Source organism: Mitsuaria sp. 7 (assembly GCF_001653795.1).
In the GTDB taxonomy this organism is placed as follows: domain Bacteria; phylum Pseudomonadota; class Gammaproteobacteria; order Burkholderiales; family Burkholderiaceae_C; genus Roseateles.
Genome location: NZ_CP011514.1, coordinates 2,061,732 through 2,084,600, shown reverse-complemented (window position 1 = coordinate 2,084,600; position 22,869 = coordinate 2,061,732). Strand labels below are relative to the sequence as shown.

21 protein-coding genes and 1 pseudogene are annotated in these 22,869 nt (G+C 66.6%); 16 read left to right on the top strand and 6 right to left on the bottom strand.

Going from position 1 to position 22,869, the window contains the following annotated elements; translation table 11 throughout:
• Positions 1-127 precede the first annotated feature (127 nt).
• Positions 128-1,726, bottom strand: coding sequence for an aspartate:alanine exchanger family transporter (locus ABE85_RS09215; protein ID WP_067273002.1), 1,599 nt, complete (start codon positions 1,724-1,726; stop codon positions 128-130).
• Between the two features lie 148 nt (positions 1,727-1,874).
• Between ABE85_RS09215 and ABE85_RS09210 the strand changes: the two genes are divergently transcribed.
• Both ABE85_RS09210 and ABE85_RS09205 read left to right on the top strand, forming a co-directional pair.
• Positions 1,875-3,380: a DASS family sodium-coupled anion symporter gene (locus tag ABE85_RS09210; protein ID WP_067272999.1), complete on the top strand. Its 1,506-nt coding sequence runs from the start codon at positions 1,875-1,877 to the stop codon at positions 3,378-3,380.
• Positions 3,381-3,399: 19 nt separating this feature from the next.
• Positions 3,400-4,395 (top strand): 2-hydroxyacid dehydrogenase, encoded by a 996-nt coding sequence (locus ABE85_RS09205; protein WP_067272995.1) that lies wholly within the window; start codon positions 3,400-3,402, stop codon positions 4,393-4,395.
• Positions 4,396-4,467: 72 nt separating this feature from the next.
• Here ABE85_RS09205 and ABE85_RS09200 read toward each other — a convergent pair whose 3' ends face one another.
• The 3 genes and pseudogenes from ABE85_RS09200 to ABE85_RS28860 all read right to left on the bottom strand — a co-directional run bounded on the left by ABE85_RS09200 (position 4,468) and on the right by ABE85_RS28860 (position 6,530).
• Positions 4,468-5,985 (bottom strand): winged helix-turn-helix domain-containing protein, encoded by a 1,518-nt coding sequence (locus ABE85_RS09200; RefSeq protein ID WP_082938474.1) that lies wholly within the window; start codon positions 5,983-5,985, stop codon positions 4,468-4,470.
• A gap of 49 nt (positions 5,986-6,034) precedes the next feature.
• Positions 6,035-6,310, bottom strand: a pseudogene (locus ABE85_RS26890) (response regulator transcription factor); the annotation flags it as partial.
• Positions 6,270-6,530, bottom strand: coding sequence for a LuxR C-terminal-related transcriptional regulator (locus tag ABE85_RS28860; protein ID WP_082938472.1), 261 nt, complete (start codon positions 6,528-6,530; stop codon positions 6,270-6,272). The pseudogene ABE85_RS26890 and the gene ABE85_RS28860, both read right to left, overlap by 41 nt.
• Before the next feature lie 272 nt (positions 6,531-6,802).
• On the opposite strand from ABE85_RS28860, the gene ABE85_RS09195 reads away from it, so the two are divergent.
• Positions 6,803-7,453 (top strand): response regulator transcription factor, encoded by a 651-nt coding sequence (locus ABE85_RS09195; RefSeq protein ID WP_197507279.1) that lies wholly within the window; start codon positions 6,803-6,805, stop codon positions 7,451-7,453.
• Between the two features lie 137 nt (positions 7,454-7,590).
• Here ABE85_RS09195 and ABE85_RS27465 read toward each other — a convergent pair whose 3' ends face one another.
• Positions 7,591-8,238 carry a hypothetical protein gene (locus ABE85_RS27465; RefSeq protein WP_157522143.1) on the bottom strand — a complete coding sequence of 216 codons (648 nt, stop codon included), beginning with the start codon at positions 8,236-8,238 and terminating at the stop codon, positions 7,591-7,593.
• A 226-nt stretch (positions 8,239-8,464) separates the two neighbouring features.
• On the opposite strand from ABE85_RS27465, the gene ABE85_RS09185 reads away from it, so the two are divergent.
• Positions 8,465-9,955: a hypothetical protein gene (locus ABE85_RS09185; RefSeq protein WP_067272984.1), complete on the top strand. Its 1,491-nt coding sequence runs from the start codon at positions 8,465-8,467 to the stop codon at positions 9,953-9,955.
• A gap of 82 nt (positions 9,956-10,037) precedes the next feature.
• A complete protein-coding gene (locus ABE85_RS26880; protein ID WP_197507276.1) occupies positions 10,038-11,660 on the top strand; it encodes a glycoside hydrolase family 25 protein in 1,623 nt (540 codons plus the stop codon).
• A gap of 81 nt (positions 11,661-11,741) precedes the next feature.
• On the opposite strand, the gene ABE85_RS09170 is transcribed toward ABE85_RS26880, so the two are convergent.
• On the bottom strand, positions 11,742-13,898 hold the full coding sequence (locus ABE85_RS09170) for an ATP-binding protein (RefSeq protein ID WP_067272973.1): 2,157 nt from the start codon (positions 13,896-13,898) through the stop codon (positions 11,742-11,744).
• Between the two features lie 227 nt (positions 13,899-14,125).
• Here ABE85_RS09170 and ABE85_RS09165 point away from each other — a divergent pair, with 227 nt between their 5' ends.
• From ABE85_RS09165 to ABE85_RS09115, 11 genes are all read left to right on the top strand, one after another.
• The gene (locus ABE85_RS09165; RefSeq protein ID WP_067272969.1) at positions 14,126-14,530 is read left to right on the top strand and encodes a hypothetical protein; all 405 of its coding nucleotides are present in this window, start codon (positions 14,126-14,128) and stop codon (positions 14,528-14,530) included.
• Between the two features lie 166 nt (positions 14,531-14,696).
• Entirely contained in the window at positions 14,697-15,176 is a 480-nt protein-coding gene (locus ABE85_RS09160) for a hypothetical protein (RefSeq protein ID WP_157522141.1), read from the top strand.
• Positions 15,173-15,391, top strand: coding sequence for a hypothetical protein (locus ABE85_RS09155; RefSeq protein ID WP_067272961.1), 219 nt, complete (start codon positions 15,173-15,175; stop codon positions 15,389-15,391). The genes ABE85_RS09160 and ABE85_RS09155 overlap by 4 nt, the downstream gene beginning before the upstream one ends.
• A gap of 13 nt (positions 15,392-15,404) precedes the next feature.
• Positions 15,405-15,923, top strand: a complete 519-nt coding sequence (locus ABE85_RS09150) for an RDD family protein (protein WP_067272958.1) — start codon at positions 15,405-15,407, stop codon at positions 15,921-15,923.
• Positions 15,920-16,657 (top strand): RDD family protein, encoded by a 738-nt coding sequence (locus ABE85_RS09145; protein WP_067272954.1) that lies wholly within the window; start codon positions 15,920-15,922, stop codon positions 16,655-16,657. The genes ABE85_RS09150 and ABE85_RS09145 overlap by 4 nt, the downstream gene beginning before the upstream one ends.
• A complete protein-coding gene (locus ABE85_RS09140) occupies positions 16,654-17,634 on the top strand; it encodes a stage II sporulation protein M (RefSeq protein ID WP_067272951.1) in 981 nt (326 codons plus the stop codon). The genes ABE85_RS09145 and ABE85_RS09140 overlap by 4 nt, the downstream gene beginning before the upstream one ends.
• A complete protein-coding gene (locus ABE85_RS09135) occupies positions 17,624-18,370 on the top strand; it encodes a hypothetical protein (RefSeq protein ID WP_067272949.1) in 747 nt (248 codons plus the stop codon). Before ABE85_RS09140 ends, ABE85_RS09135 begins: the two co-directional genes overlap by 11 nt.
• Positions 18,357-19,214, top strand: coding sequence for a DUF4129 domain-containing protein (locus tag ABE85_RS09130; RefSeq protein ID WP_231993268.1), 858 nt, complete (start codon positions 18,357-18,359; stop codon positions 19,212-19,214). The genes ABE85_RS09135 and ABE85_RS09130 overlap by 14 nt, the downstream gene beginning before the upstream one ends.
• Complete coding sequence (locus tag ABE85_RS09125) at positions 19,211-20,518, top strand: DUF4350 domain-containing protein (protein ID WP_067272945.1); 1,308 nt, start codon at positions 19,211-19,213, stop codon at positions 20,516-20,518. Before ABE85_RS09130 ends, ABE85_RS09125 begins: the two co-directional genes overlap by 4 nt.
• On the top strand, positions 20,515-21,495 hold the full coding sequence (locus ABE85_RS09120; protein WP_067272943.1) for a MoxR family ATPase: 981 nt from the start codon (positions 20,515-20,517) through the stop codon (positions 21,493-21,495). The genes ABE85_RS09125 and ABE85_RS09120 overlap by 4 nt, the downstream gene beginning before the upstream one ends.
• Positions 21,495-22,865 carry a DUF58 domain-containing protein gene (locus tag ABE85_RS09115; RefSeq protein WP_231993267.1) on the top strand — a complete coding sequence of 457 codons (1,371 nt, stop codon included), beginning with the start codon at positions 21,495-21,497 and terminating at the stop codon, positions 22,863-22,865. Before ABE85_RS09120 ends, ABE85_RS09115 begins: the two co-directional genes overlap by 1 nt.
• The last annotated feature ends 4 nt before the right edge of the window (positions 22,866-22,869 follow it).

The window sequence follows — 22,869 nt, the reverse complement described above, 5'->3', positions numbered from 1 at the left end:
CGTCTCTCGCGGAGGTTGGAATGGGGATCGAGGCCATTCTTTCCGCAGGATGAAAGCGCTTCCAACAGGGGAGAGGCAAGAGCTGCAATCAACGGTAAGCGTTGAGGGAGGTGTTACCTCTCAGGAGTTATGGGGCCCACATCGCCACGACCTGCACCAGCACGATCTTCACGATCGTCATCGACGGGAAGATCATCGCGTAGCTGATGTCGGGCTGGTCGGTCGGCGCGATGCGGTTGGAGAACGCGAGGATCGCCGGATTGCCGGTGGCGCCGGCCACGATGCCCGCGGTCGTGTCGAAGGGCAGTCTGAAGATCACCGTCGCCACGAGCAGCGTGACCACCACCAGCACCGAGACGATCGCGCTGCCGAGCGCGAGGTAGAGCCAGCCGCTCTCCGCGATCGTCGCCGCGAAGGTGGAGCCGGACGAAATCCCCACCACCGCGAGGAAGACCGTCAGCCCGAAGTTGCGCAGCACCAGGTTGGCCGAGATCGGCATCACCCAGGTCAGCGGTCCGGTGCGGCGGCGCCACCCGAGCAGCAGCGCCACGAGCAGCAGCCCCGCGAATCCCAAGGAGAGATGGCCGAGCAGCGGCAGCGGCAGGCTGATCGCGCCCACCGCGAGGCCCAGCGTGACGCCGACGCCCAGGCCGATGTAGCTCACCTCGCCGGTGGCGCGCACCGAGTCGCCGAAGTAGCGGCTCAGCATCGGGAAGCTCTCGCGCGGCGCCAGCACGCCGACGCGGTCGCCGAACTCGAGCACCCGGTCCGCGTGCGGCGCGAGGTCCACGTCGCTGCGCCGCAGGTGCAGGATGCGCGCCCGGCACTCGGGCGGCAGCTGCAGCTCCGACAGCCGCTTGCCGGCCAGTTGCGGGCTGGAGACGAAGAAGCGTTCGTAGTCGAATTCGCTGCGGTCGCGCAGGATGCGCCCGGGATCGGCGTGGCCGAAGCGCAGCGCGGCGTTCTTCAGCGTGGCCGGATCGGTACCGCTCAGCAGCAGCACGTCGCCGCGTTGCAGCTCGACCTCAGGCGTCGCCCCCATGTTGTGGTGGCCGCGACGGATCGCGGAGATCGCCACCCCCTCCGGCAACGTCTGCGCGACGGCGCCCACCGTCCGGCCGAGCACCGCGACATCGTCGACGCCGACTTCCTCCACGTGCAGCGAAGGCGGGGCAGGGTGCTCCAGCCGGGGCTTGCGCCACGCGTTGTAGAGCCCGAGCAGCAGGATGGGAATCGCCACGCCGACCGGATACGCCACTGAATAACCGGTCGCCGGCGACGGCCCGAACACCGCGAGCGCCGCCTGCAGCGCGGCCGTGCTGGTGCCCGCGCCCGAGAACGCGCCCAGCGCCTTGGGCAGCTCCACGCCGGGCCAGAGGCGCGCGGCCGCGATCATCAATCCCAGCGCGGCCAGCACGCCCAGCAGCGCCGCCGCATTCGCCTTGGCGCCGCGCGCGCTGGTCAGGCCGCGCAGGAACTGCGCGCCGTAGGCGATGCCGACGCCGTAGAGGAACAGCATCAGCCCCAGATTGCCGATGAGCGCGGGCAGCTTCAGCTGCGGCGCGGCGGCGCCGATCGCCAGACCGACGAACAGCACCGCGCCCGATCCCAGCGCGAAACCCTTGATGCTGCGGGCACCCAGCCAGTAGCCCACCGCGATCGTGAGGAACAGCGCCAGCAGCGGCTGCGACGCCAGGAAGAGTCCGAACCGGTCGACGACATCCATGGATGGCCACCCCCTGAGGAAGAGCGTCCGAGTGTAGGGGCCAGTCCTTGCCTCGTGCACGAAGCTTGACGCAACACCAGTGTTGATCGACCCTGTGGGCGTTCCTTCGTGATTCAATCGACCGACAGGACCAGGGAGGACGCTGCGCATGACAGCCCGGTTGATCGCGCTCTATCGCTATTTCAAGCAGGCGGTGCCGTTCCGCCTGATTCCGGCGTTCATCACGACGGGGGTGCTGTTCGGCCTGCTGCTGGTGCCGGTCCCGGACGGGCTCAAGCCCGAGGCCTGGCATCTGGTGGCCATCTTCCTGACCACCATCGTGGCCATCATCCTGAAGGTGATGCCCATCGGCGTGATGGCGATGATGGCCATCGTGATCCTGTCGCTGGCGCAGGTGACGTCGCCGACCTCCAAGGGCGCGATCACCGACGCGCTGAGCAGCTTCTCCAACCCGCTGATCTGGCTGATCGTCGTGGCCGTGCTGATCTCGCGCGGGCTCAAGAAGACGGGACTGGGCAACCGCATCGGGCTGATGTTCATCGCGCTGATGGGCAGACGCACCGTGGGCATCGGGTACGGCCTGGCGATCTGCGAGCTCGTGCTCGCCCCGTTCACGCCGAGCAACACGGCGCGCGGCGGCGGCATCGTCCATCCGATCATGAAGTCGATCGCGAGCGCCTTCGACTCCGATCCGGCCAAGGGCACGCAGGGCAAGGTCGGCACCTACCTCGCGCTGGTCAACTACCACGCCAATCCGATCACGTCGGCGATGTTCCTCACCGCCACGGCGCCGAACCCATTGGTGGTCGACTACGTCGCCAAGGCCACCGGGCAGTCGCTGCACCTCAGCTGGACCACCTGGGCGCTGTGCATGCTGCTGCCGGGGCTGGTGGCGCTGCTGACGATGCCGCTGGTGGTGTTCCTGCTCGCGCCGCCCGAGCTCAAGGCCACGCCGAATGCCGTCGAGTACGCGCGCGGCGAGCTGGCCCGCATGGGGCCGCTGTCGGGCAAGGAGCGCGTGATGCTCGGCGTCTTCGGCCTGATGCTGCTGCTGTGGGCGAACGTGCCCGCGATGGTCCTCGGCCCGGGCTGGACGCTGGATCCGACGGTGGTGGCGTTTCTCGGGCTGTTCGCGCTGATCATCACCGGCACCATCGACTGGGACGACGTGCTGTCCGAGAAGAGCGCCTGGGACACGCTGATCTGGTTCGGCGCGCTGGTCATGCTGGCCGAGCAGTTGAACAAGCTCGGCGTGATCTCGTGGTTCTCCATCGGCATGCGCGACGCGATCGTGGCGAGCGGCATGGGCTGGTTCTGGGTGGCTGCGGTGCTGGTGGCGGCGTTCGTGTTCTCGCACTACCTGTTCGCGAGCACGACGGCGCATATCAGCGCGATGATGCTGGCCTTCCTGACGGTCGGCGCGCAGCTGGTGCCCGGGGCGTACCTGGTGCCGTTCATGCTGATGATGACGGCGGGCTCGGCGATCATGATGACCTTGACGCACTACGCGACCGGGACCTCGCCGATCATCTTCGGCAGCGGCTACGTGACGATGGGGCAGTGGTGGCGCGTGGGCGCGGTGATGTGCGTGCTGGAGCTGCTGATCTTCGCGATCGTGGGGACCGCGTGGTGGCGGGTGTTGGGGATGTGGTGAGAGACAAGGAGCAGGAACCATGAAAACTGCAGTCTTCAGTACGCGTCGATACGACCAGACCCTGCTGCAGCAGGCCAACCGGGAGATCGGCCATGAGCTGGTGTTCGTGCAGGACCGGTTGACCGTCGACACGGCGGCGCTGGCCGCCGGATGCAAGGCGGTGTGCGTCTTCGTCAACGACGCCGTGGACGCCGAGGTGCTGACCCGGCTCGCCGCGCAGGGCACGCTGCTGGTGGCGACGCGCTCGACCGGCTTCAACCACATCGACGCGGCGGCCGCGCGCCGGCTGGGCATCGAGGTCGTGCGGGTCACCGACTACTCGCCTTACTCGGTCGCCGAGTTCGCCGTGGGCCTGCTGCTCGCGGTCAACCGCAAGATCGTGCGAGCTAGCGTGCGTACGCGCGACGGCAACTTCAAACTCGACGGCCTCATGGGCTTCGACCTGCACGGCAAGACGGTGGGCGTGATCGGCACCGGCAAGATCGGCACGATCTTCGCGCGGATCATGGCGGGCTTCGGCTGCACGGTGCTGGGCCACGACGCTTTCCCGAAGCCGGAGTTCGAGGAACTCGGCGGCCGCTACGTGCCGCTGCCCGAGTTGATGGCGCAGTCGGACGTGATCTCGCTGCACTGCCCGCTGACGGAGCAGACGCGCCACATCGTCGACGCGAACTCGCTGGCGCAGCTCAAGCGCGGCGCGATCCTGGTGAACACCAGCCGCGGCGGACTGGTCGATACCGAGGCGGCGACGCAGGCGCTGAAGACGGGGCAGCTCGGCGGCCTGGCGATCGACGTCTACGAGCAGGAGGCCAGCCTGTTCTTCCAGGACCTGTCCTCCACGGTGATCCACGACGACGTGATCCAGCGGCTGGTGTCCTTCCCGAACGTGATCGTCACGGGGCACCAGGCCTTCTTCACCGTCGAGGCAATCGGCCAGATCATGGCCACGACGCTGGAAAGCCTCAGCGCGTTCGAGCGCGGGGAGCCGTTGGTGAATCGGATTCCGGAGTGCTGAGGGGGAACTCGCGCGACATGTCACGATCCGGTCACCTCGTACGATCCTGTGTGCTTTTGCCCGCGTTGAGCGTCACGCCCGAATCGCGTGACAAGATGTAGGCAGCACCTGTGCCACGAGGTCCAGAGGCAGGAGGAGGGGGGGAGAGCTTGCCGGAGGGTAGGAAGGCGAGATCAAGGTGCCGTCCTTCTCTATTGCCAAGCGTCGCGCCAAGCAGCGCACGATGGCCAGTAATCGATAGCGGTTCGGCGGCTGTCCCTCCAATTGAATCAGAGACCGGTCCACCAGCGTAACGAGCGCTTCCATGACACTCCACGGTTCAAGAGACTGGCCGACTGCGGCCTCGACGGCTTGCTCCAGGAGAAAGCTGCCTTCGAGATTGGCCAGCCTGCATAAGACGGTGCGCTGCATGTCGTCGAGCAATTTAATACTCCATTCGAATGATCGCATCAGCGTGTGCTGTCGCCAAACCGCATCGCGGCTGGCATTGCGCATCAAGTGCAACTGATCGGGAAGATGCGCACGCAACGCGGGAAGTCCCAAAACGTGGGCTCGTTGCGCTGCCAACTTGATGGCCAAAGGCAGGCCGTCGAGCTGGCGGCACACATCCACCACGAGCTCGAAGTTGTCATCGTCAAGCGCGAACCGCTGGTCCGAGGCCGTGGCCTCTCCGGAAAAGAGGGCGACGGCCGCATTGCCAGTGGCGGCATTGATGTTGCAGTTCGGCGCCGGCACGGGCAGCGGCGCAAGTCGCAGTACGCGTTCGCCGTCCAAGCGCAGCGCCGATTGACTGCTTATCAGCAAGCGGATCCCCGGCGAGTCATCCAAGACCGCGCTCGCGAACTGTGCAACCGCGTTCAGGAGGTGCTCGGCGCCGTCCAGTACCAGGATGACAGTCAGACCTCGCAAGGCCTGGACGATGGCGGAGAGGTCCGTTGGGGGTTGACCACGAGCACCGATCGCCCGACCGACGGCAGCAGGCAATTGAGTCGATTCACTCAGCGAATGAAGATCCACCCATCGAACATCTTGTGCGAGATCGTCCAGGCTGGATCGAGCCACTGCGGCGGCCAGCATGGTCTTGCCCACGCCACCCGGGCCGACGATGCTCACCAGGCGATGTCTGTCCATCAGCTGTGTGAGTAGCGTGAGTTCCTCGGTACGGCCAAACATCTGGCTGTCGCGCCGCAGGGGAGCAACTCCGCCAAGATCGCAGCTTGTCATGTTGTCGTTGGGCTGGCCGGCCAGGGGGCGTGCCACCAGTCTGTACCCGCGGCCTTGCAAGGTGCCGATCACCTGAGGCCCCAACAGCTTTCTCAGCGCCGAGACATGGACGTGCAGGTTGTTCTCGGTGACGACCACATCAGGCCAGACGCGGTTGATGAGTTGCTCCTTGCCGACCATCGCGCCGCTCTGTTCGGCCAGGACAAGCAATAGATCAAATGCTCGCGAGCTGACCGCGGCGCGCTGACCGCGAACTAGCAGCCGACGCTCGAACGGATGGATTTCGAAGGTGTCGAACCGGAGCACATCGCCGGGCATTTCGACTTTTTCACCTGCTTGCGGTGCACCGACATTCGACTTTTTCATTTCCACTCCCTTGATCTCTATGTTCCCCGAGCCCTAGACCCGGGAAGCGTTATGACCCGATCTTGTGGTCCGTCTCGCCGTCACTCAATACTCCCGATGCCGTAAGTTGACTTCGCGCGCGGACTTCGCTCCCTGGCGCCTGCAACGAGTCTCGATGGGGCATCAGGGCGACCAATTGAGCGGTACTGCTCAGCCCTAGTTTTCGTAACAGGCGTTCACGGTGTTTTCGCACCGTGAGGTCGCTGATTCCCAGAATCCGACCTATCTCTTTGCTTGTGTAGCCGTCAACGACGAGGCGCATTACCTCCAGTTCCCGTGCCGAGAGCGCGTCGAAAAGAGAGCCTCCGCGTGCAAGTCAGCCATCCCCGCATGCGCGCGAGTGCCACGAGTTGTGCGGCGTTCCGGCAGCCCAGTTTGGCGAACATGTTGCTCCGATGCTTACGCACTGTGGCTTCGCTGATTTCAAGCTGTCTGCCGATTTCTCGGCAAGACAGGCCATCGGAGGTCAATTGAAGGGTCTGGGTTTCGCGTGCCGTGAGGGTCATCGTTGCGGGGTTCACACCTTGCCCGTTCTCATTGGAAAACTCCTCCTGGTTCGAAGGTTAGTCCGGCTCATGTCATTCAGATATCTGCGGCTGCTCGTAATTCATTCCGGACCCGAAAAATTAAGGGCAATTCAGCAAACGAAGTTCCCGCATTGAATGAATCAGCCCATGACGTGAGACAAATGGTTCCTCGGCTCGAACCGGAACACTGTCATCCGACGGAAACGACCTCCTGCCGATCGTGGCGCAGGCTGCCGCAAAGGGGAGAAGACGTGAGAACGAAATTGATCGTGATGGCTCGCCATCAGCTGTTGCGTGAGGGGCTGGCCGCGTTGCTTGGGTCCCGCTCCGACATCGAGCTGCTCGCCGAAGCTGCTGACGGTCAGGAGGGCGTGCGAATGACCGCTCGTCTGATGCCGCAGGTCGTACTGATGGAGATGCAGATGCCGGGACTTCATGGCGTGGACGCGGCTCAGCGCATCTTGGCGACGTCATCGGACAGTCAGATCATCTGCCTCGCTGCCGAAGAGCCTTCCTGGATGCTGCGCAGAGCGCTGGAGGCCGGTGTGCGAGGCATCCTTGGAAAAAACTGCGGCTTGGAGGAGTTGCTACGCGCGATCACGGCGGTGACGAACCGCCAGCTTTATCTCAGCCCGTTACTGGCCGACGCGGCGATTGCTGCCTGCATCGACCGGCCGGGGCGCGCCGCCGCCACAGGCGTGTTCGTTCTTCTCACCTCGAAGGAACGGGAGATCGTGCAATTGCTTGCAGAAGGGCTCTCTACCAAGGAAGCCGCCCTGCATTTGGGACTGAGCTACAAAACTGTGGCGGCCCACCGGGAGCACGCCTCGGCCAAGCTGGGTGCGCGCGGAATTGCGGATATCACCCGCTATGCGATCCGAGAGGGGTTGGTGGTGCCGTAGTCGTGGGAATGTGATGTCGCGCCTTGCCGTGCGCGTTGCTTGGCATCTGCATCTGAAATGACTTCAGCCTCGACACCGTAGTGCGAGGCTGCCGACGAACAGTTGACGCGAACCTGAGGTTCGTGTCGAGCGCTGCGTCAATGTGTCAAGTGGACCTTGATCACTTCCCAGGATGCATCACCATAGCGCGAGCTCACTCCCTGCTTGAACTCTGCGACGCTGGCGTATCGATAGAGACCGCTCTCAATGTCGTAGAACAGCGGTTGCCCAGGGGTTCGAGTGTCAGCAGCCATCGCATGGCCTTCCCATTGACCATTGGGCAGTCGCTTCGTGTAGCCGAACCAGTAGACGCCAGGGGTGGTCGCCATGTAGTTGATCGCCTCGTCTCGGCTCTTGTCCTGGAGGACGTGCTCGGGATTCAGATCCAATCCCTGAAGAAGATTGATGTCGCTCTGGTGGCTGCCGTCCCACCGATATTTGACCTGAAGGATTCCGGATCGATTCTGGTCCGGCTTGGATGATGCAGCTGGTGTGCCTTGAAGTGTGCTCAATGTCCAAAGAGCGCTGGCTGCTGCGCACCATCCATAGCGGACCTCGATGGTATTGCCGCCTCCTTGGGTCTGCTTGGACCACTGATCATTCGCGGATTCGAAGACTTTGGCTTCGGGCATGTTGATCTCCGGTAGAAAGTTGATGGAATGCGGCGGTTTGATGTGGTGCCGCCAGGAAATGATCGAGTGCCAGAGAACGAATTGAAATCGGTCGAATGCCGTGATGCGTGTCATGAAAAGTCTCGGCTTTCTCCGAATCATTGAAGCCATTGCCATGAATTGATTGGATTGATTGATTACGAATGTTTAAGAAGTCTTCAGATCCATTGGATCCGACACTGCATAGCATTCACTCCGTCGAACGGCAAACGCAATACGGAGATCGACAGCGTTTTTCCTGACGACCGCACGGCCATCGAGTCGTGCGCAGGCCAACCTCTCAACCGTTCAGGAGAACACGATGCCGTCGACCATTCCTTACGACCCGACTCTCGCGCTCGGAAACCTGGTGACACAGGACCGGCTCGACTTGCTGGCTCAGATCGCGCAGAAACAGAGCCCGGCGGACGACGCAGAGGACCACCTCAATGACCTGTTGACGCTACGTCGCAGCTTCGACATGACCATTCAGGAGCTTATGGACATGAGCGTTGATACAGCGGATCTGGTGAAGCAGCGCGCCGAGATCAACAAGCAGCTTTCCACGGCCGCAGTGGAGTACAGCAAGGCCAAGATGCAGGCAGAACAGGAGATCCTGCCTCTCAAGCGTCAGATCAAGGCGGTCGGCTCTGGACCGGAAAGTCCGGTGGACTACAACCGCACCGAAATCAAGTCGCTGCCGCTCTCCGCCGATTCCATCAAGATGAACGTCCAGTACTTCGCCTATGACAGGAACTCCCAGAGTAGCCAGACTCATGCGATGACACTGGGCGCCTTTGTGAGCGAGGAGACCAAGGAATTGGGTGATTCGATCTCCAGCTCCGCTAGCTCGGCCGCGCAGAGTCAAGCGAGCAGCCAGCACCAACGCCACGAGATCGCGGGAACGTTGGTCATCAGCGCGACGTGTACCCACAAGAATGCGCAGGTCCTCGCGCCCTTTTACCTCGATGTGGACAAGGCCATCCGAGTCTGGAATGTCACCCACCCGGACCAGTTCATCGACACGTCCAACATGACTTCTCTGGCCGACATCGCAAAGCAGGCGGAGAAAGATGAAGCCAAGCGACTCACACTCTTGTCCGGCGCCGTCTATGGCTCCTGCTTCATCGGAATGGTGCATGTGCTTGATACCACGACCACGGAGTCCAGCGAGGCCATGTATTCGATGGCAGCGAAACTCCAGACTGCATTCAAGGTTGGAAGCTGGATCGCCAGCGAAAAAGGTGGTTTTGGCGTGGAGAGCAGCATCTCGAATGATGCGAAGAATCTTTTGAGCGCCCAGAACATCAGCTCCCATTGCACCCTTTACGCGATGGGATCCATCCCCTCGATCAAGTCGAACCAGGTGCAGATGAGCGTGAAGGGATTCGTGGACAGCGATGGCGCGAGCAGCATGGCAGCGCTGGCCAAGCTTCAGAACGCAACAGCCAGCGATCAGGATTCTGTTGACAACGCCGCCAATACAGCACGCACCGGTGGACAGCTCGCCGCGATGAAGAATGCGACCGTTACCGCGGCGCTTTCCGCGCTGGCGGACATCGACAAGTCTCAAAACAACATCATCGATACCAATTCCATGATGGTGGCTTTCGAGGACTACGTGAACAAGGCACTGAGCGGAGGCATTGGCGTACCGATCATGTATTACACCAAGCCCATCACTCGAGTGCAGCTCGCGCAGATGTGGGTGGCGAAGTACTTCCCAGGTCGTTTCCTGGCGATAGCCGGCGACGACACGACGCCAGCGCAGCCTGCAGCCGACAGCCCTGCACCTGCTCCGACGGGAGGCTGAAGCATACGTCCCGTAGAAGTGCGGCCCTTCGTGGCGCGCGCGCATCTGAGGCGCCATCCGAATGCGAAGAGGGAGAACGTCAATGCGTCGCTTTGAGTTGCAGGAAATCGAATGGATAGAGCGACTTGTGCTCGTGGCTCGCGCGGGCCCAATCCCGTCTGCGGATTTTCTCGCGCGGGTATTCTTCAGCCGGGCTGCGGGGCGCGCCCTGATTCTGCAGCCGACTGGCCGTTTTGGTTATTGCTATGTCCGGCCTGCGCGCCTGTCGATGGCCGGGGCGGCCCGGGAAGAGCAGCGGGCGCTGATGACTCTGTTGCTGTTGCTGGCTTGGCTAAGGCGGGAGAACTATCTGGCCGTGACGTACGACGATGGCGATCGACCTCCGCCGCTGGTGGTGGTCGGTGAATCGTTCGATGCCGTGCAGCCCGAGCGCTCTCGCCTGGTCCTCAACGCACAGGGCGAATACAGCGCCGATCCGCACCAGGTGCGAAACTCGAAAGGTGAGGTGATCTACGAAGGTGTGCGACTGGAAGGCGATGCCTTTGCCTTGGCGCTCGACTGGGCGCGCGGAACCTTGCATGCGTCCCGTGCGCTGGAAGAGCTCTTCGCCCGCGTGCGTCAGATCAATGAACCTGGGCAGATGCCTGTCGTTGTTCCGCCGGAAGTGCCGTCGGAAAGTCCGCGCACGCCACCACCCGGAAAGCCGGCGGCGGCATCACGTCAATCAACTCGACGATGGTCGGTGCTTGGCCTGCTGGAAGGGGGCAGGGCGCTGTGCGAAGGGGCGGGTGCTCTGTCCAGCGTCGCGCATGCTTTAGTTCATCTGCATATCGGCATCTGGGTTGTCGGACTTTTGAGCGCAACCCTTGCCGGCCTCCACCTGGGCGGGCTCCTGTCCTTCGACACCGCATGCCTGCGGGCGCACTGGCCTGTGCTGTCGAAAGTTGTAGCGACACAGCCTGCGAATGGGGCGTCCGAGCTGGCGATCGCGTCAGTTGCCGCGACCTCTGCCGCGTCTGCGGTGTCCGCAGCGGGCCCGAGTGACCCGGAGGTGGCGTCCCCACTACCGGCTCCCGTGCTGCCGCTGCACGGTGTGGATGTCTCAAAATGGAACGGCGACTGGGTGGATCATTTGACTGGACCTTTGTCGGGAATCAGTTTCGTCTTCGTGCGCGCCAGCGACGGATTGAGTCCAGACCCGACTTTTGATCGCCACTGGAGCGCCGTGCGACGTCATGGTTTGGTACGCGGCAGCTATCACTTTTTTCGTGTTGGCATTGATGTGGAACGTCAGATGCAGCTGTACCTGCACATGCTGGGGGGTACGGCTGACAAGAGCGACATAGCGCCGGTACTGGACTTCGAGGCCGACAGCTTTCCGGTGGGTGATCCGCCCACAAAGGAACAGGTGCAGGCCGAGTTGCTTCGAGCGCTGCAATTCCTCGAACGCAATGGGGGGCGAATCCCCTTGATCTACACCAACTTGGACGTCGGCACGCGTTGGCTTGACGACGATCGCTTTGCACGGTACCCGCTGTGGATCGCGGATTGGTCCGCACAGCACAAGCCACGTTTGCCTCCAACGTGGGCGAGACAAGGATTTCGCTTCTGGCAGCGCACCGACCACTACCAACTTCCGGAACAAGGACAATTGGCGATGGATCTAGACTGGTTCATTGGCGCGCGCGAAGACCTCCTGCGTTGAGTCTCCGAGTTCAGGCCGCCCGAGCCGGAGAGGGCATCGGTGTTGCAGGCATCGAGCTCAATACGCGTGTGGAGGGTGTCATCATCCAGCCACCGTGAACTCGAACACCACATTCGGCGCCTCATACCGATAGCCCAGCGTCCCGCCGTGCTCCTCGACGATGCGTCGCGTGATGTAGAGGCCGAGCCCCAGTCCGCTGCGATTCGGGGCGCCGCGCTCGAGGCCGCGCTTGAACGGCTCGAACAGCTCGGTCGCCACCACCGCCGGGATCTCGTCGGCCTCGTTGGCCACGCTGAACCGCTGGCCGCCATCGCCCGTCGGTTCGAGCGACACCGCCACCGGCCGTCCCGGCGCGCCGTAGTTGCGTGCGTTCGCGATGAGGTTGGACATCGCCTGCGCCAGCCGCACGGAGTCGCCGTTCACCATGGCCGGCCCCGCCGTACGGGCGACGATCTCGAAGCCCGGATGTCCCATCCGTACTTCCTCGACCAGGTCCAGCAGCAGCGCCTCCAGGTCCAGTGAGCGCAGCTCGGTGTGCAGCTGCATCCCGACTTCCGCCCGGCTGAAGTCCAGCACCTGCGTGATGAGCCGGTGCATCCGTCCGCTCGACGCGTCCAGCCGTGCGCCCAGCCGGCCCGTCTGCGCCGGATCGGGCTCGCGCTTGAGCACGCCCGCCACCATCTGGATCGCCTGCAGCGGATCGCGCAGGTCGTGACCGAGCATGGCCAGCAGATTGCGACGCGCCTGCTCCACCTCGGCATGCCGCGCCGCGGCCGTGCGCTGCAGCTCCAGCATCAACTGCTTGCCGAAACGCACATCCGTCTCCGTCCATGGCTCGGCGCAGTCCTTGACCTGCTCGCGCCACTCGGTGAACGAGCCGCGCGGCGTCAGCCGCGGACCGTTGGGGCCGCGCGCCACGACCTTGTCGGGCTGGCCGGCCCAGCGGACCGTCTCGCGCTGCTCCTTGCGCAGCGCGATCAGGCGGCCGCCGTTGCTGGCGTCAAAGGGGATGCACATCGCGCCGACCCATTGGCCGAGCAGCGGTCGCAATTCCTGCGGCCAGTCGTCGCTGCAGGACCGCAGGGCCGGCATGTCGCCGGTCCAGGGCACCGTCGCGATGGCCACCGCCAGTTCCTGCGGCAGGTCGCCGTCCGAGACCACCTTGCTCTGCTGCGCCAGCACCAGCGTGTCGGCGCGCAGCACCTCGCGCAGGCGCGGCGACTGGCCGAGCAGGGCGGTGATGGCGTCGTCCGCGATCGAGAGATCGCCCGCCAGTTCGCCGATCAGCGAGGCCGTGTCGGCCTGACGACGCGCAAACTCGCGCGCCTCGATCGTCGCGATCGCCGACGACAGGATGTTGGCCAGCACGTCGCAGTCCGAGCGCACCGGATACGGCACCTGCAGCGAGCTCATGTGGTGGCAGGCGATCAGGCCCCAGAGCTTGTCGTTGACGACGATGGAGACGCTCATCGACGCGCCCACGCCCATGTTGTGCAGGTACTCGACGTGGATGGGCGAGACGCTGCGCAGCACCGAGTGCGTCAGGTCCAGCGGCGGCGCGTCCGGATGGCCGACCAGCGCGACCGCGCGGTAGCTGACGTGCGGGATCAGCCGCAGCGTGTTGAGCAGGTAGAGCCGGCGCGCCTGCGCCGGGATGTCGCTGGCCGGATAACGCAGGCCGCGGTAGGAGGAGAGGGCGTCCGACTTGGCTTCCGCCTCGACCTCGCCGCTGTCGTCATGGCGGAAGCGGTAGGCCATCACCCGGTCGAAGCCGGTCCACGCGCGGATCGCGTCGACGGCGACCTGCAGCACGGCCTCCATCGATCCGGCGCGGCGCACGCGGTCGTAGACCCGCGCCTGCGAGCTGAGCGGCGCCAGCGGCTGGGTGCGGGGCTCGATCTCGATCAGCGTGTGGTGGTCGTGGACGTGGACGACGGCGTCATGCGGCCGTCCGCCGAGCTCGACCTCGCAGAAGGCCGGCATGCCGGGCGTCAGCGCGGCTTCGTCGGCGAGCAGGGTGAGCTCGCTGTGGACCGTGCCGGGCAGGGCCAGCTCTTGCCACGGAAGGCCCAGCGCCGGCTGGAAGCCGAGCAGCGCCGGCACGTTGTCGCTCCAGGCGGCGATGCGGCCCTCGCGCAGCGCGAGCAGCAGGCCGTGCGGCTGGATGGATCCGGGGATGTGGATGGGCTCGTCGGCGCAGGACTGCAGCGTCGGAAACGAAGGCTCGAGACGTTCCATGGGGACTGGGGGAAAGGGGTCCCGCACTGTACCTTCAGGGGGTTGTCGCCCGACCTCGCGCGGACCCGGGGATGGGGGTCTTGAAGGGGCCGTGGAGGGGCCTTGAAGGATTTCCGGCAGGGTCTCAGAGGGGCTGGGTCTGGCTGGGAGCGCGGATTGCCACTTGGTCCGTCCGGCGCCGAAGTTCCGCGCCCACCCCGGAACTCCGTTTCCCTGGAGGACAGGCGATGAAGCAATTCAGCATCTTCCTGAGCGCGTTCTGCGTGACCCTGCTTGCGGCCGCCGCCATCGCGCAGACGACCGAACCGCCGGTGTCGACCAACGCCAGCCGGCGCCAGTCCGGGACTGTGGGGCCTCCGCTGGATGCGGCCTCGATGAATCAGCCGGCGGCGTCGTCGACGCGTCCGGCTGCGCAGACGGTATCTCCGGCAGTGCCAGCGCCGGCCGCCACGCAGACGCCTGCTCCGGCGCCCGAGGTCGATTCTCCCGACACGTCGTCGCCTGTGACCACCGCGCCGGCTGAAACCGCCAAGCCCGCTACCGGCAGCCGCGCCAGCCGGCGGGCGAGCGGCCGCGTGACCGAGGCGGATGGTTCCTCTGGCGGACTTCCGGTCAGGCCGGACCGGAACTGATCGTCCATTGCGATTTCCAGCTTCTCCCAGTTTCGAGTGACGGCAGCCACCCGAGCCGCACATCGGCGACCGTTCGGCTGGAACTCTTATCGAGCTTTCCGTACTTAACGAACTTGTCCAGCCTGCCCCGGCGCAGGTAGTCTTTCGTTACGTCTCCGGAGCGCCCATGAAGCCGTCGTCAACACCTGTCCCTCCACGCCGTCGAACCAAGGTCGCCGCGGCGACGCGCCCGCGCGCGCCGTCGTCATACGTGTCGGTGGCAGAGACCAAGGCGCTGCTCGCCGCAAGCCAAGAGTGGCGACAGGCGCGACTCAATGCGGACGACATGTTGTCGACGGAGGAGGCCGCGGTTCTCGCAGGCACCTCACGGGTGACCATCAACGCCTGGATCGCGAAGGGGCGCGCCATCGGCCTGAGCCAGACGCGTCGAGGCTATCGCCTGCCACGTTGGCAGTTTGAACCAGCCCTCTGGGAGCTGCTGCCCGCACTTTCCAAGGCGCTGGGCGTCACCGGCGGCTGGGCGATCCTGAGCTTCCTCGAAACCCCCCTGGGTGGGCTCGAAGGAGTGACCCCCCGACAAGCCATCGAACAAGGACGCTCGGAGCGAGTACTGGAGTTGGCCGACTCAGCCTTTCTCCAGCAATGAAGCTTTCCGATCTCGAGTTCCAGGAACTGCGCGGCTTCATGGAGCCTTCTGAAGCCGATTCGGAGGTCGAGATGTTGAGGAGCAAGACCCGGCCCCTGCGTGACAACCCTGAGGCGGCAATCCCCCCAGAGGGTGTGGCGGATCCCGCCCAGGTCGGTGAAGCCCCCATCGACCAACCCCTAGAAGCACTGACACAATCCCCTCCAAAATTCTGAGAGGGAGGGAAGCATGTCAGTTTCCACCGAAGACCGTTTCGCGCCGCCCCAGGCCGTGGTGGCCGACGTGGCGACGTCGGAGTCCGGTGACGTCCTGGCCGGGCGTGGCACCCGTCTCGCTGCCGCGCTGCTGGATGCCCTGATCCTCTGGACGTTGATGACCGCAGTCCTGAAGCTGATCCCCGCGGCGGACGAACTGTTCAAGAACTTCGACAGCATGTCTCTTACGGCGTTCAACCTGCCGTCCGTGATCATCGGCGTGCCACTTTTCCTGATCGTGCAAGCGTGGCCCCTGCTCAAGCGCGGCCAGACCGTCGGGAAGATGATCTGCCGGGTGCGTATCGTGCGCTCCGACGGATCGACGCCGGACGCCTGGCGCCTGCTCGGCCTTCGCTACGGGGTCGGGATCCTGATGAACTGTTTCGCCGCCAGCGCGGCGATCTATTCGCTCCTCGACTGCCTGCTCATCTTCCGCGAGTCGCGCCAGTGCCTGCATGACACGATCGCCGACACGAAGGTGATCAAGCTCTGAGCTCGCATCCCGCCACGCCCGCGCCGCGCATCGACACGCTGTCGCCGGCCGAGACCCCGGAAGGCATCGTCCTGTCCCTGCGGCCCGCCGGGCTCGTGTCACGGACCATGGCCTTCCTGCTTGACCTGTTCATCCGGCTCATCCTCGACCTGGTCCTGGTGATGTCGCTGGGCGCCTTCGGCGGCCTGGGCGGCCTGGGCTTCGGCCTGATGCTGATCGGGATGTTCCTCATCGAGTGGCTGTACCCGATCGCCTTCGAACTGGGCCGCTCCGGCGCCACGCCCGGCAAGCAGGCGGTGGGCCTGCGCGTCGTCATGGACACCGGACTGCCCGTCACCCCGGCGGCCTCGGTGACCCGCAACCTGCTGCGGGTCGCGGACTTCCTGCCGCTGGCCTATGCCTTCGGCATCGTGACCATGCTGCTGAACCGTGATTGCAAGCGCCTGGGCGACCTGGCCGCCGGCACGCTCGTCGTGTACGCCCAGCCCGTGGTCCTGCACGACGCGCCGCCCGATGCGCCCCCGCTCGCGCCGGCGCGCCCGCTGAGCCAGGGCGAGCAGGCCGCCATCCGGTCCTGGGCCGGTCGCGCGAAACGGCTGACGCCGGAACGCTTCGAGGAACTGGCGAAGCTGGCCGCGCCCGCGCTGCCGGCGGAGGTGCCGGGCGAGAAGCCGCGCGGCGCGTCCGAGCGCCTGCTCGGCGTGGCGCAATGGTTGATGGGGAAACGCACATGACCCCGATGCATTTCGAGGCGACCTACGGCCCGCTGTGGGAGGCCTTCGCCGCGGAACTCGCGCTCGCGAAGCTGGGCAAGAGCGCCGACGGCGCGCTGCTCGCGTCGCAGTACCGCCGCGTCTGCGAGCACCTCGCGCTGGCGCAGTCGCGCGCCTATCCGATCCACCTGGTGGCGCGGCTGGAAGCGCTGACGCAGGACGCGCACCAGCTCATCTACCGCCGCCAGGACTACGGCCTGCGGCAGCTCTCGCGCCTGCTGCGCGCCGATCTGCCGCGCGCCGTGCGCGCGCAAGGGCGCTTCGTGCTGGCGGCGCTGCTGCTGTTCGCCGTGCCGCTGGTCGCGGCCTTCCTGCTCGCCTGGTCCGGTCCGGACTTCGCGCTGCGGATGCTGGACGCGAGCCAGCTGCGCGACTTCGAGGCCATGTACGGCGACGGCAAGAACGTGCTCGGCCGCCTGCGCGAGGCCGGCGACGACTGGCAGATGTTCGGCGTCTACATCTTCCACAACGTCGGCATCGGCTTCCGCTGCTTCGGCGCCGGCATCCTGGCGGGCGTGGGCAGCGCCTTCATGCTGCTCTACAACGGGCTGGTGATCGGTGCGGTCGCCGGGCATCTGACGCGCGTCGGACTCGGCCACAACTTCTGGCCCTTCGTGGCCACGCACTCGGCCTTCGAACTGACCGGCATCGTGCTCTGCGGCGCGGCGGGATTGCGCATGGGCCTGGGCTGGCTGGCGCCCGGACGCCTGGGCCGCATCGAGGCGCTGGCCGCGTCCGCGCGCGCCGCCGTGCCCATCGTCTACGCGGCCTTCTTCCTGCTGCTGGTCGCCGCCGCCTTCGAGGCCTTCTGGTCCTCCGCGGCCTGGGTCGCCCCGAACGTCAAGTACGGCGTGGCCGCCGTGTGCTGGGCGCTGGTGGTGGCGTGGCTGGGCCTGATGGGCAGACATACGGGCCGGGAGACCAACCATGCGCGTTGACGGCCTGGCCATCGTCCTGCGTCCGCGCAGCCAGGGGGAAGCCTGCGACCTCGGGCTGGCGCTGGTGCGTTCGCAGGCGGCGTCGATCTGGCGCTGCTTCACGCTGCTGCTGCTGGTCGTCGCGGTGCTCGCGATGTGCACGGTGGAGCTCGGCGGCATCGTGCCCATCCTGATCCTCTTCTGGCTCAAGCCCTGGCTGGACCGCAGCCTGCTGTTCGTGATGTCGCGCGCCGTCTTCGGCGAGGCGACGCGCTGGAGCGACCTGTGGCGCGCCCGGCGCCAGGTCTTCGGCGGACAGTTCCTGCGCACGCTGCTGTGGCGGCGCTTCTCGCCGTGGCGCGCGTACACGCAGCCCGTCGAGCAGCTCGAAGGCCAGCGCGGCGCCGCGCGGCGCAAGCGCGTCAAGCTGATGCTCAACGACAACCGCGGCGCGGCCACGGCGCTGCAGGTCACCTTCGCGCATGCGGAAGCCGTGCTCGGCTACGCGCTGATCGCGCTGGTCTGGTGGTTCGCGCCGGAGAACCGCAACGCCGGCGTGTGGGACTGGTTCTTCCATCCCGACGCGCACGCGGCCGGACAGCTGGGGCTGGACATCGCGACCGCCTCGGCCTACGCGCTGGTGGTGCTGTTCCTGGAGCCGTTCTACGTCGCGGCGGGTTTCGCCATGTACCTGAACCGCCGCGTGGTCCTCGAGGCCTGGGACATCGAGCAGGAGTTCCGCCGTGCGTTCACCTGAACCGTTGCGTGAGCCGCTGCGGGATGGGCTGCATGCGCTGCCGCTGACGCTGCTGCATGCGCTGCTGCTGGCCGTTGCGATGCTGGCATGCGCGGGCGTGCGGGCGCAGCCGTCTGCTTCTGAGTCTGCCTCTGCCTCTGCCTCTGCGCCGGTCGTCGCTCCCGTGCCGGTGAAGGTCGCCGCCTCGGCGATCGACGCCGACGCCGTGTGGACCGCCGAAGGCGAGGTCCGCGCCGATCCGCTGTGGGCCGGCGACGAGAAAAAGAAGGTCCTGCGCTTCAAGAAGAAGTCCAAGGACCAGGAGCCGGAGAAGAAGGCCCAGACGCCTGACGACAGTCTCTGGTGGATCGAGCTGTTCAAGAACCTCTCGTCGGGCCTGCGCGTGGCGCTGTGGCTGATAGTCGCCGCGGCGCTGATCTGGGTGCTGCTGCGCCTGCGGGACTGGCTCAAGGGACAGGAGGGCGGACGCGCGCTGAAGGCCGCGCCGCCGACGCACGTGGGCTCGCTGGACATCCGCCCCGAGAGCCTGCCCGACGACATCGGCGCCGCGGCGCGCGCGCTCTGGCAGCGCGGCGAGCAGCGCGCCGCGCTGTCCTTGCTGTACCGCGGCGCGCTCTCGCGGCTGGTGCACGGGCACGGCGTGCCGATCCGCTCGGCCAGCACCGAGCGCGAATGCCTGGTCCTGGCCGCGGCGCGGGTGTCGCCCGCCTCGCTGGACTTCCTGTCGCGCCTGGTCTCGGGCTGGCAGACGGTGGCCTATGCGCAGCGCGAGCTGCCCGCCGATCGCTTCGAGGCGCTGTGCGCCGACTTCGACGCGCGGATGGCGCAGGGGAGCGCGACATGACGCGTGAACGCCTGTTCCTGCTGCTGGCCGCGCTGGTGCTGATCGCCGGCGGCTGGTGGCTGTCCGACAACACCGAGTGGGTGGAAGAGGACGTGCCCCGGCCGGCCACCGGCGAGGCCCGCGACAACCCGGTCTACGCGTTCGAGCAGATCATGCGCAAGCTCGGCATGCACGCGGAGCACCATGAGCAGCTCGACCGCATGCCGCCGGAAGGCGCGCGGCTGGTACTGCTGTCGCCCAACTGGGAGCTGGTGCCCGAACGCGCCGCGCAGCTGCGCGCGTGGGTCGAGCGTGGCGGTCACCTGGTGCTGTTGCAGGGCGCGGACTGGGACGACACGCGGCTCGAGAGTTGGGTGCCGGTCTTTGCCTTCGACATCAGCGAGAAGGTCAGACGTCAGGGCGAGCAGGCCCGCGCCGCCGCCGCGGCCCGCGCGGCCAAGCCGACCCCGGCACCCGGGCACGGGGCTTCGGCGGCTGGAGGCGGGAACCACAAGGACGACGAAGACGAAGACGAGAACCGCGACGAGGCGGACTCCGAGCCGCCGGTCTTCGGCGACATCGACTCGCTGGATCTCTGCCACTCGTTCAACTGGAACAAGCGGCTGCGCGTCAAGCCGGGTCGCGAGGCGGTCTGGACGCTCACGCAGGAACACGGTCAGCAACTGATCCGCGTGATCCAGGGCCGCGGCAGCGTGACCGTGCTCAACGCCAGTCCGTGGCTCTTCCAGCGCCAGTCGCCTTTGGGCTGCGACAACGCGCTGCTGCTGGCCGCCACCGTGCAGGCCGACCCCGGCGCCACCGTCTGGATCTATCTGAACGAGAAGCGCGAGGCCCTGACGCCCTGGCTGTGGCATTCCGGGTGGATCGCCATCGTGCTGGGCGCGCTGGCGCTGGCGGCCGCGCTGTGGCGCGCCGCGGTGCGCTTCGGTCCGCGCCTGGCCGCGCCGCCGCGCTTGCGCCGCTCGATCTCGGAGCAGGTGCGCGGGATGGGCGCCTACCTCCATCGCCATGGCCGCGACGCCTTGCTCGCCGCGCAGCAGCGGGCGCTCGACGACGCGGCGATCCGCCATGTGCGCGGTTATGCCCGCCTGCCGATGGCCGACCGCGCGCATGCCGTCGCGACCGCGACCGGCGTGGCCCGGGACGACCTGTACGCGGCGATGGCCTCGAAGTTCTGCACCCGGGCGGAGCTGCCCGGGCGCCTGCATCTGCTGGAGACCGCGCGGCGGCTCCTGCTGAGCCCTGCGCACAAGCATCCGCATCCGAACTTGCACCGCCCCCACGACGAAAGACCTTCGCAATGATCAAGCCCGAGGAACTCAAGCTCGCCGCGCACTGGCTGCAGGTGCTGCGCCAAGAAGTCGGCAAGGCCGTGGTCGGCCAGCCGGAGGCGGTGGAGCAGATGCTCGTCGCCGTCGTGGCCTCCGGCCACGTGCTGGTCGAAGGCGTGCCCGGACTGGGCAAGACGCTGCTGGCGCGCACGCTGGCGCAGGCCCTGCAGCTGAAGTACGCGCGGGTGCAGTTCACGCCGGACCTGATGCCGGCGGACGTCATCGGCCACAGCGTGCTGGACGACACCGGCGCCGGCCTGGGACAGCTGCGCGTGCGCAAGGGCCCCGTGTTCACCCACCTGCTGCTGGCCGATGAAATCAACCGCGCGCCGGCCAAGACACAGAGCGCGCTGCTGGAAGTGATGCAGGAGTACCAAGCCACGCTGGAAGGCGAAAGCCTGGCGCTGCCGCGGCCCTTCATCGTGATGGCCACGCAGAACCCGGTGGACACCGAGGGCACCTATCCGCTGCCCGAGGCGCAGCTCGACCGCTTCCTGCTGCAGATCCGCATCGGCTATCCGACGCATGACGAGGAGACGGCCATCGTGCAGCTGGTGACGGCCGACCGCGCCGGTCACGAGCTGCCGCTGGAGGCCGTGCAGCCGGTGCTCGACGACGTGCAGGTGCTGGAGCTCCAGCGCCTGGCGAGCCACGTGCACGTGGACGCGAAGGTCATCGACTACGCGGTGCGCGTGGTGCGGGTGACGCGCAACTGGCCGGGTCTGGAGTTCGGCGCGGGACCGCGTGCGAGCGTGGCGCTGATCCGCGCCGCGCGGGCCGTGGCGCTGATCGAGGGCCGCGACTTCGCGACCCCGGACGACGTCGCCAGGCAGGCGCTGGCGGTGCTGCGCCATCGCGTGACGATGGCGCCGGACGCGCAGATCGAAGGACGCGACCTCGACGAGATCCTGGCCGCCGCGCTGGAGAGCGTGGAGGCGCCGCGGCTCTGATGAACACCTTGCGTCGCGTCGTCCTGCCCACCCGGGCCAGCATCGTGGTGCTGGCCGGCCTGGCCCTGGCCGCCGCCGTCGCGCTGGCGGCGGGGGCGCCGCTGGCGTTCGTGGCGCCGGCGGGCGGCGCGCTGTCGGGCGTGCTGCTGATCGTGGCCGGCGTCGACCTGTGGCGCAGCCTGCGCCTGTGGCGCCGCAGCGGCGTGCGCATCGAGCGCCGCCTGCCGGCCGCCTTCGCCATCGGCGCGTCGACCGAGCTGACGCTGGACCTCGTCAACGCCAGCGAGCAGGCGTGGCGGATGAAGGTCTTCGATGAGCTCGATCCGCTCTTCGATTTCGAGGGCCTGCCGCGGTCGCTGGAACTCGCGGCGCAGAGCCGCAGCCGCGTGAGCTTCCGCGTCAAGGCGCGCCAGCGCGGCGTCGCGCGGCTGGGCCGCACGCAACTGCTGTGGCGCACGCGCGCGGGCTGCTTCGAGGTGCGCGACCTCGTCGGCGACACCAGCGACCTGCGCGTCTATCCGAACTTCGCGGCGCTGGCGCGGTATGCCTGGCTGTCCGGTGACCGGCGGCTGGCGCAGATCGGCATCAAGACCTTCGTGCAGCGGGGGCAGGGCACGGACTTCCGCCAGCTCGCCGAATACAAGCGCGGCGATCCGCTGCGGCACCTGGACGTGAAGGCCTCGCTGCGGCATCGCAAGCCGGTGGTGCGCGAGTTCCAGGACGAGCGCGACCAGTGCGTGATGTTCCTGCTCGACTGCGGGCGTCGCATGCGCGCGGACGAGCAGTCGGCCGGCGTGGGCGAGACCAGCCACTTCGACGACGCGCTGGACGCGCTGATGCTGCTGGCCTACGTCGCGCTGTCGGAGGGCGACGAGGTCGGCGCGATGACCTTCGGCAACGAGGCCGGCCAGAGCCGGGACTGCGCGCCGCGCAAGGGCATGGGCACGCTCAACGTGCTGATGAACAAGATGCACGACCTGCAGCCGGGCGGGCACCATTCGGACTACCCGGCCGCGGCGCAGACGCTGTCGCACCGGCTGCGCCGGCGCTCGCTGGTCATCGTGCTGACCAACTTCCGGGACGAGGACTCGCCCGAGCTGCAGCCTGCGCTGCGCCTGCTGCGCCGCCGGCATCTCGTGCTGCTGGCCAGCCTGCGCGAGACGGCGCTGGGCCGCATCGCCGGGCAGCCGATCGCGGGGCCGGAGGACGCCGTCGCGGTCGCCAGCGCGCACCTGCTGTCCCAGGCCCGCCACGACGCCTTCGCCCGCGTGGTCGATCACGACCGGCTGTCCATCGACGTCGAGCCGCGCCAGCTCGCGTCCACGCTGGTCAACCGGTACCACGAGGTCAAGCGGGCGGGGCTGCTCTGAACAC

Coding starts and splice junctions, on each gene's coding strand:
- ABE85_RS09215 (WP_067273002.1), bottom strand. CDS start 1,726: ATGGATGTCGTCGACCGGTTCGGACTCTTCCTGGCGTCGCAGCCGCTG.
- ABE85_RS09210 (WP_067272999.1), top strand. CDS start 1,875: ATGACAGCCCGGTTGATCGCGCTCTATCGCTATTTCAAGCAGGCGGTG.
- ABE85_RS09205 (WP_067272995.1), top strand. CDS start 3,400: ATGAAAACTGCAGTCTTCAGTACGCGTCGATACGACCAGACCCTGCTG.
- ABE85_RS09200 (WP_082938474.1), bottom strand. CDS start 5,985: ATGAAAAAGTCGAATGTCGGTGCACCGCAAGCAGGTGAAAAAGTCGAA.
- ABE85_RS28860 (WP_082938472.1), bottom strand. CDS start 6,530: ATGACCCTCACGGCACGCGAAACCCAGACCCTTCAATTGACCTCCGAT.
- ABE85_RS27465 (WP_157522143.1), bottom strand. CDS start 8,238: ATGACACGCATCACGGCATTCGACCGATTTCAATTCGTTCTCTGGCAC.
- ABE85_RS09185 (WP_067272984.1), top strand. CDS start 8,465: ATGCCGTCGACCATTCCTTACGACCCGACTCTCGCGCTCGGAAACCTG.
- ABE85_RS26880 (WP_197507276.1), top strand. CDS start 10,038: ATGCGTCGCTTTGAGTTGCAGGAAATCGAATGGATAGAGCGACTTGTG.
- ABE85_RS09170 (WP_067272973.1), bottom strand. CDS start 13,898: ATGGAACGTCTCGAGCCTTCGTTTCCGACGCTGCAGTCCTGCGCCGAC.
- ABE85_RS09165 (WP_067272969.1), top strand. CDS start 14,126: ATGAAGCAATTCAGCATCTTCCTGAGCGCGTTCTGCGTGACCCTGCTT.
- ABE85_RS09160 (WP_157522141.1), top strand. CDS start 14,697: ATGAAGCCGTCGTCAACACCTGTCCCTCCACGCCGTCGAACCAAGGTC.
- ABE85_RS09155 (WP_067272961.1), top strand. CDS start 15,173: ATGAAGCTTTCCGATCTCGAGTTCCAGGAACTGCGCGGCTTCATGGAG.
- ABE85_RS09150 (WP_067272958.1), top strand. CDS start 15,405: ATGTCAGTTTCCACCGAAGACCGTTTCGCGCCGCCCCAGGCCGTGGTG.
- ABE85_RS09140 (WP_067272951.1), top strand. CDS start 16,654: ATGACCCCGATGCATTTCGAGGCGACCTACGGCCCGCTGTGGGAGGCC.
- ABE85_RS09135 (WP_067272949.1), top strand. CDS start 17,624: ATGCGCGTTGACGGCCTGGCCATCGTCCTGCGTCCGCGCAGCCAGGGG.
- ABE85_RS09125 (WP_067272945.1), top strand. CDS start 19,211: ATGACGCGTGAACGCCTGTTCCTGCTGCTGGCCGCGCTGGTGCTGATC.
- ABE85_RS09120 (WP_067272943.1), top strand. CDS start 20,515: ATGATCAAGCCCGAGGAACTCAAGCTCGCCGCGCACTGGCTGCAGGTG.
- ABE85_RS09115 (WP_231993267.1), top strand. CDS start 21,495: ATGAACACCTTGCGTCGCGTCGTCCTGCCCACCCGGGCCAGCATCGTG.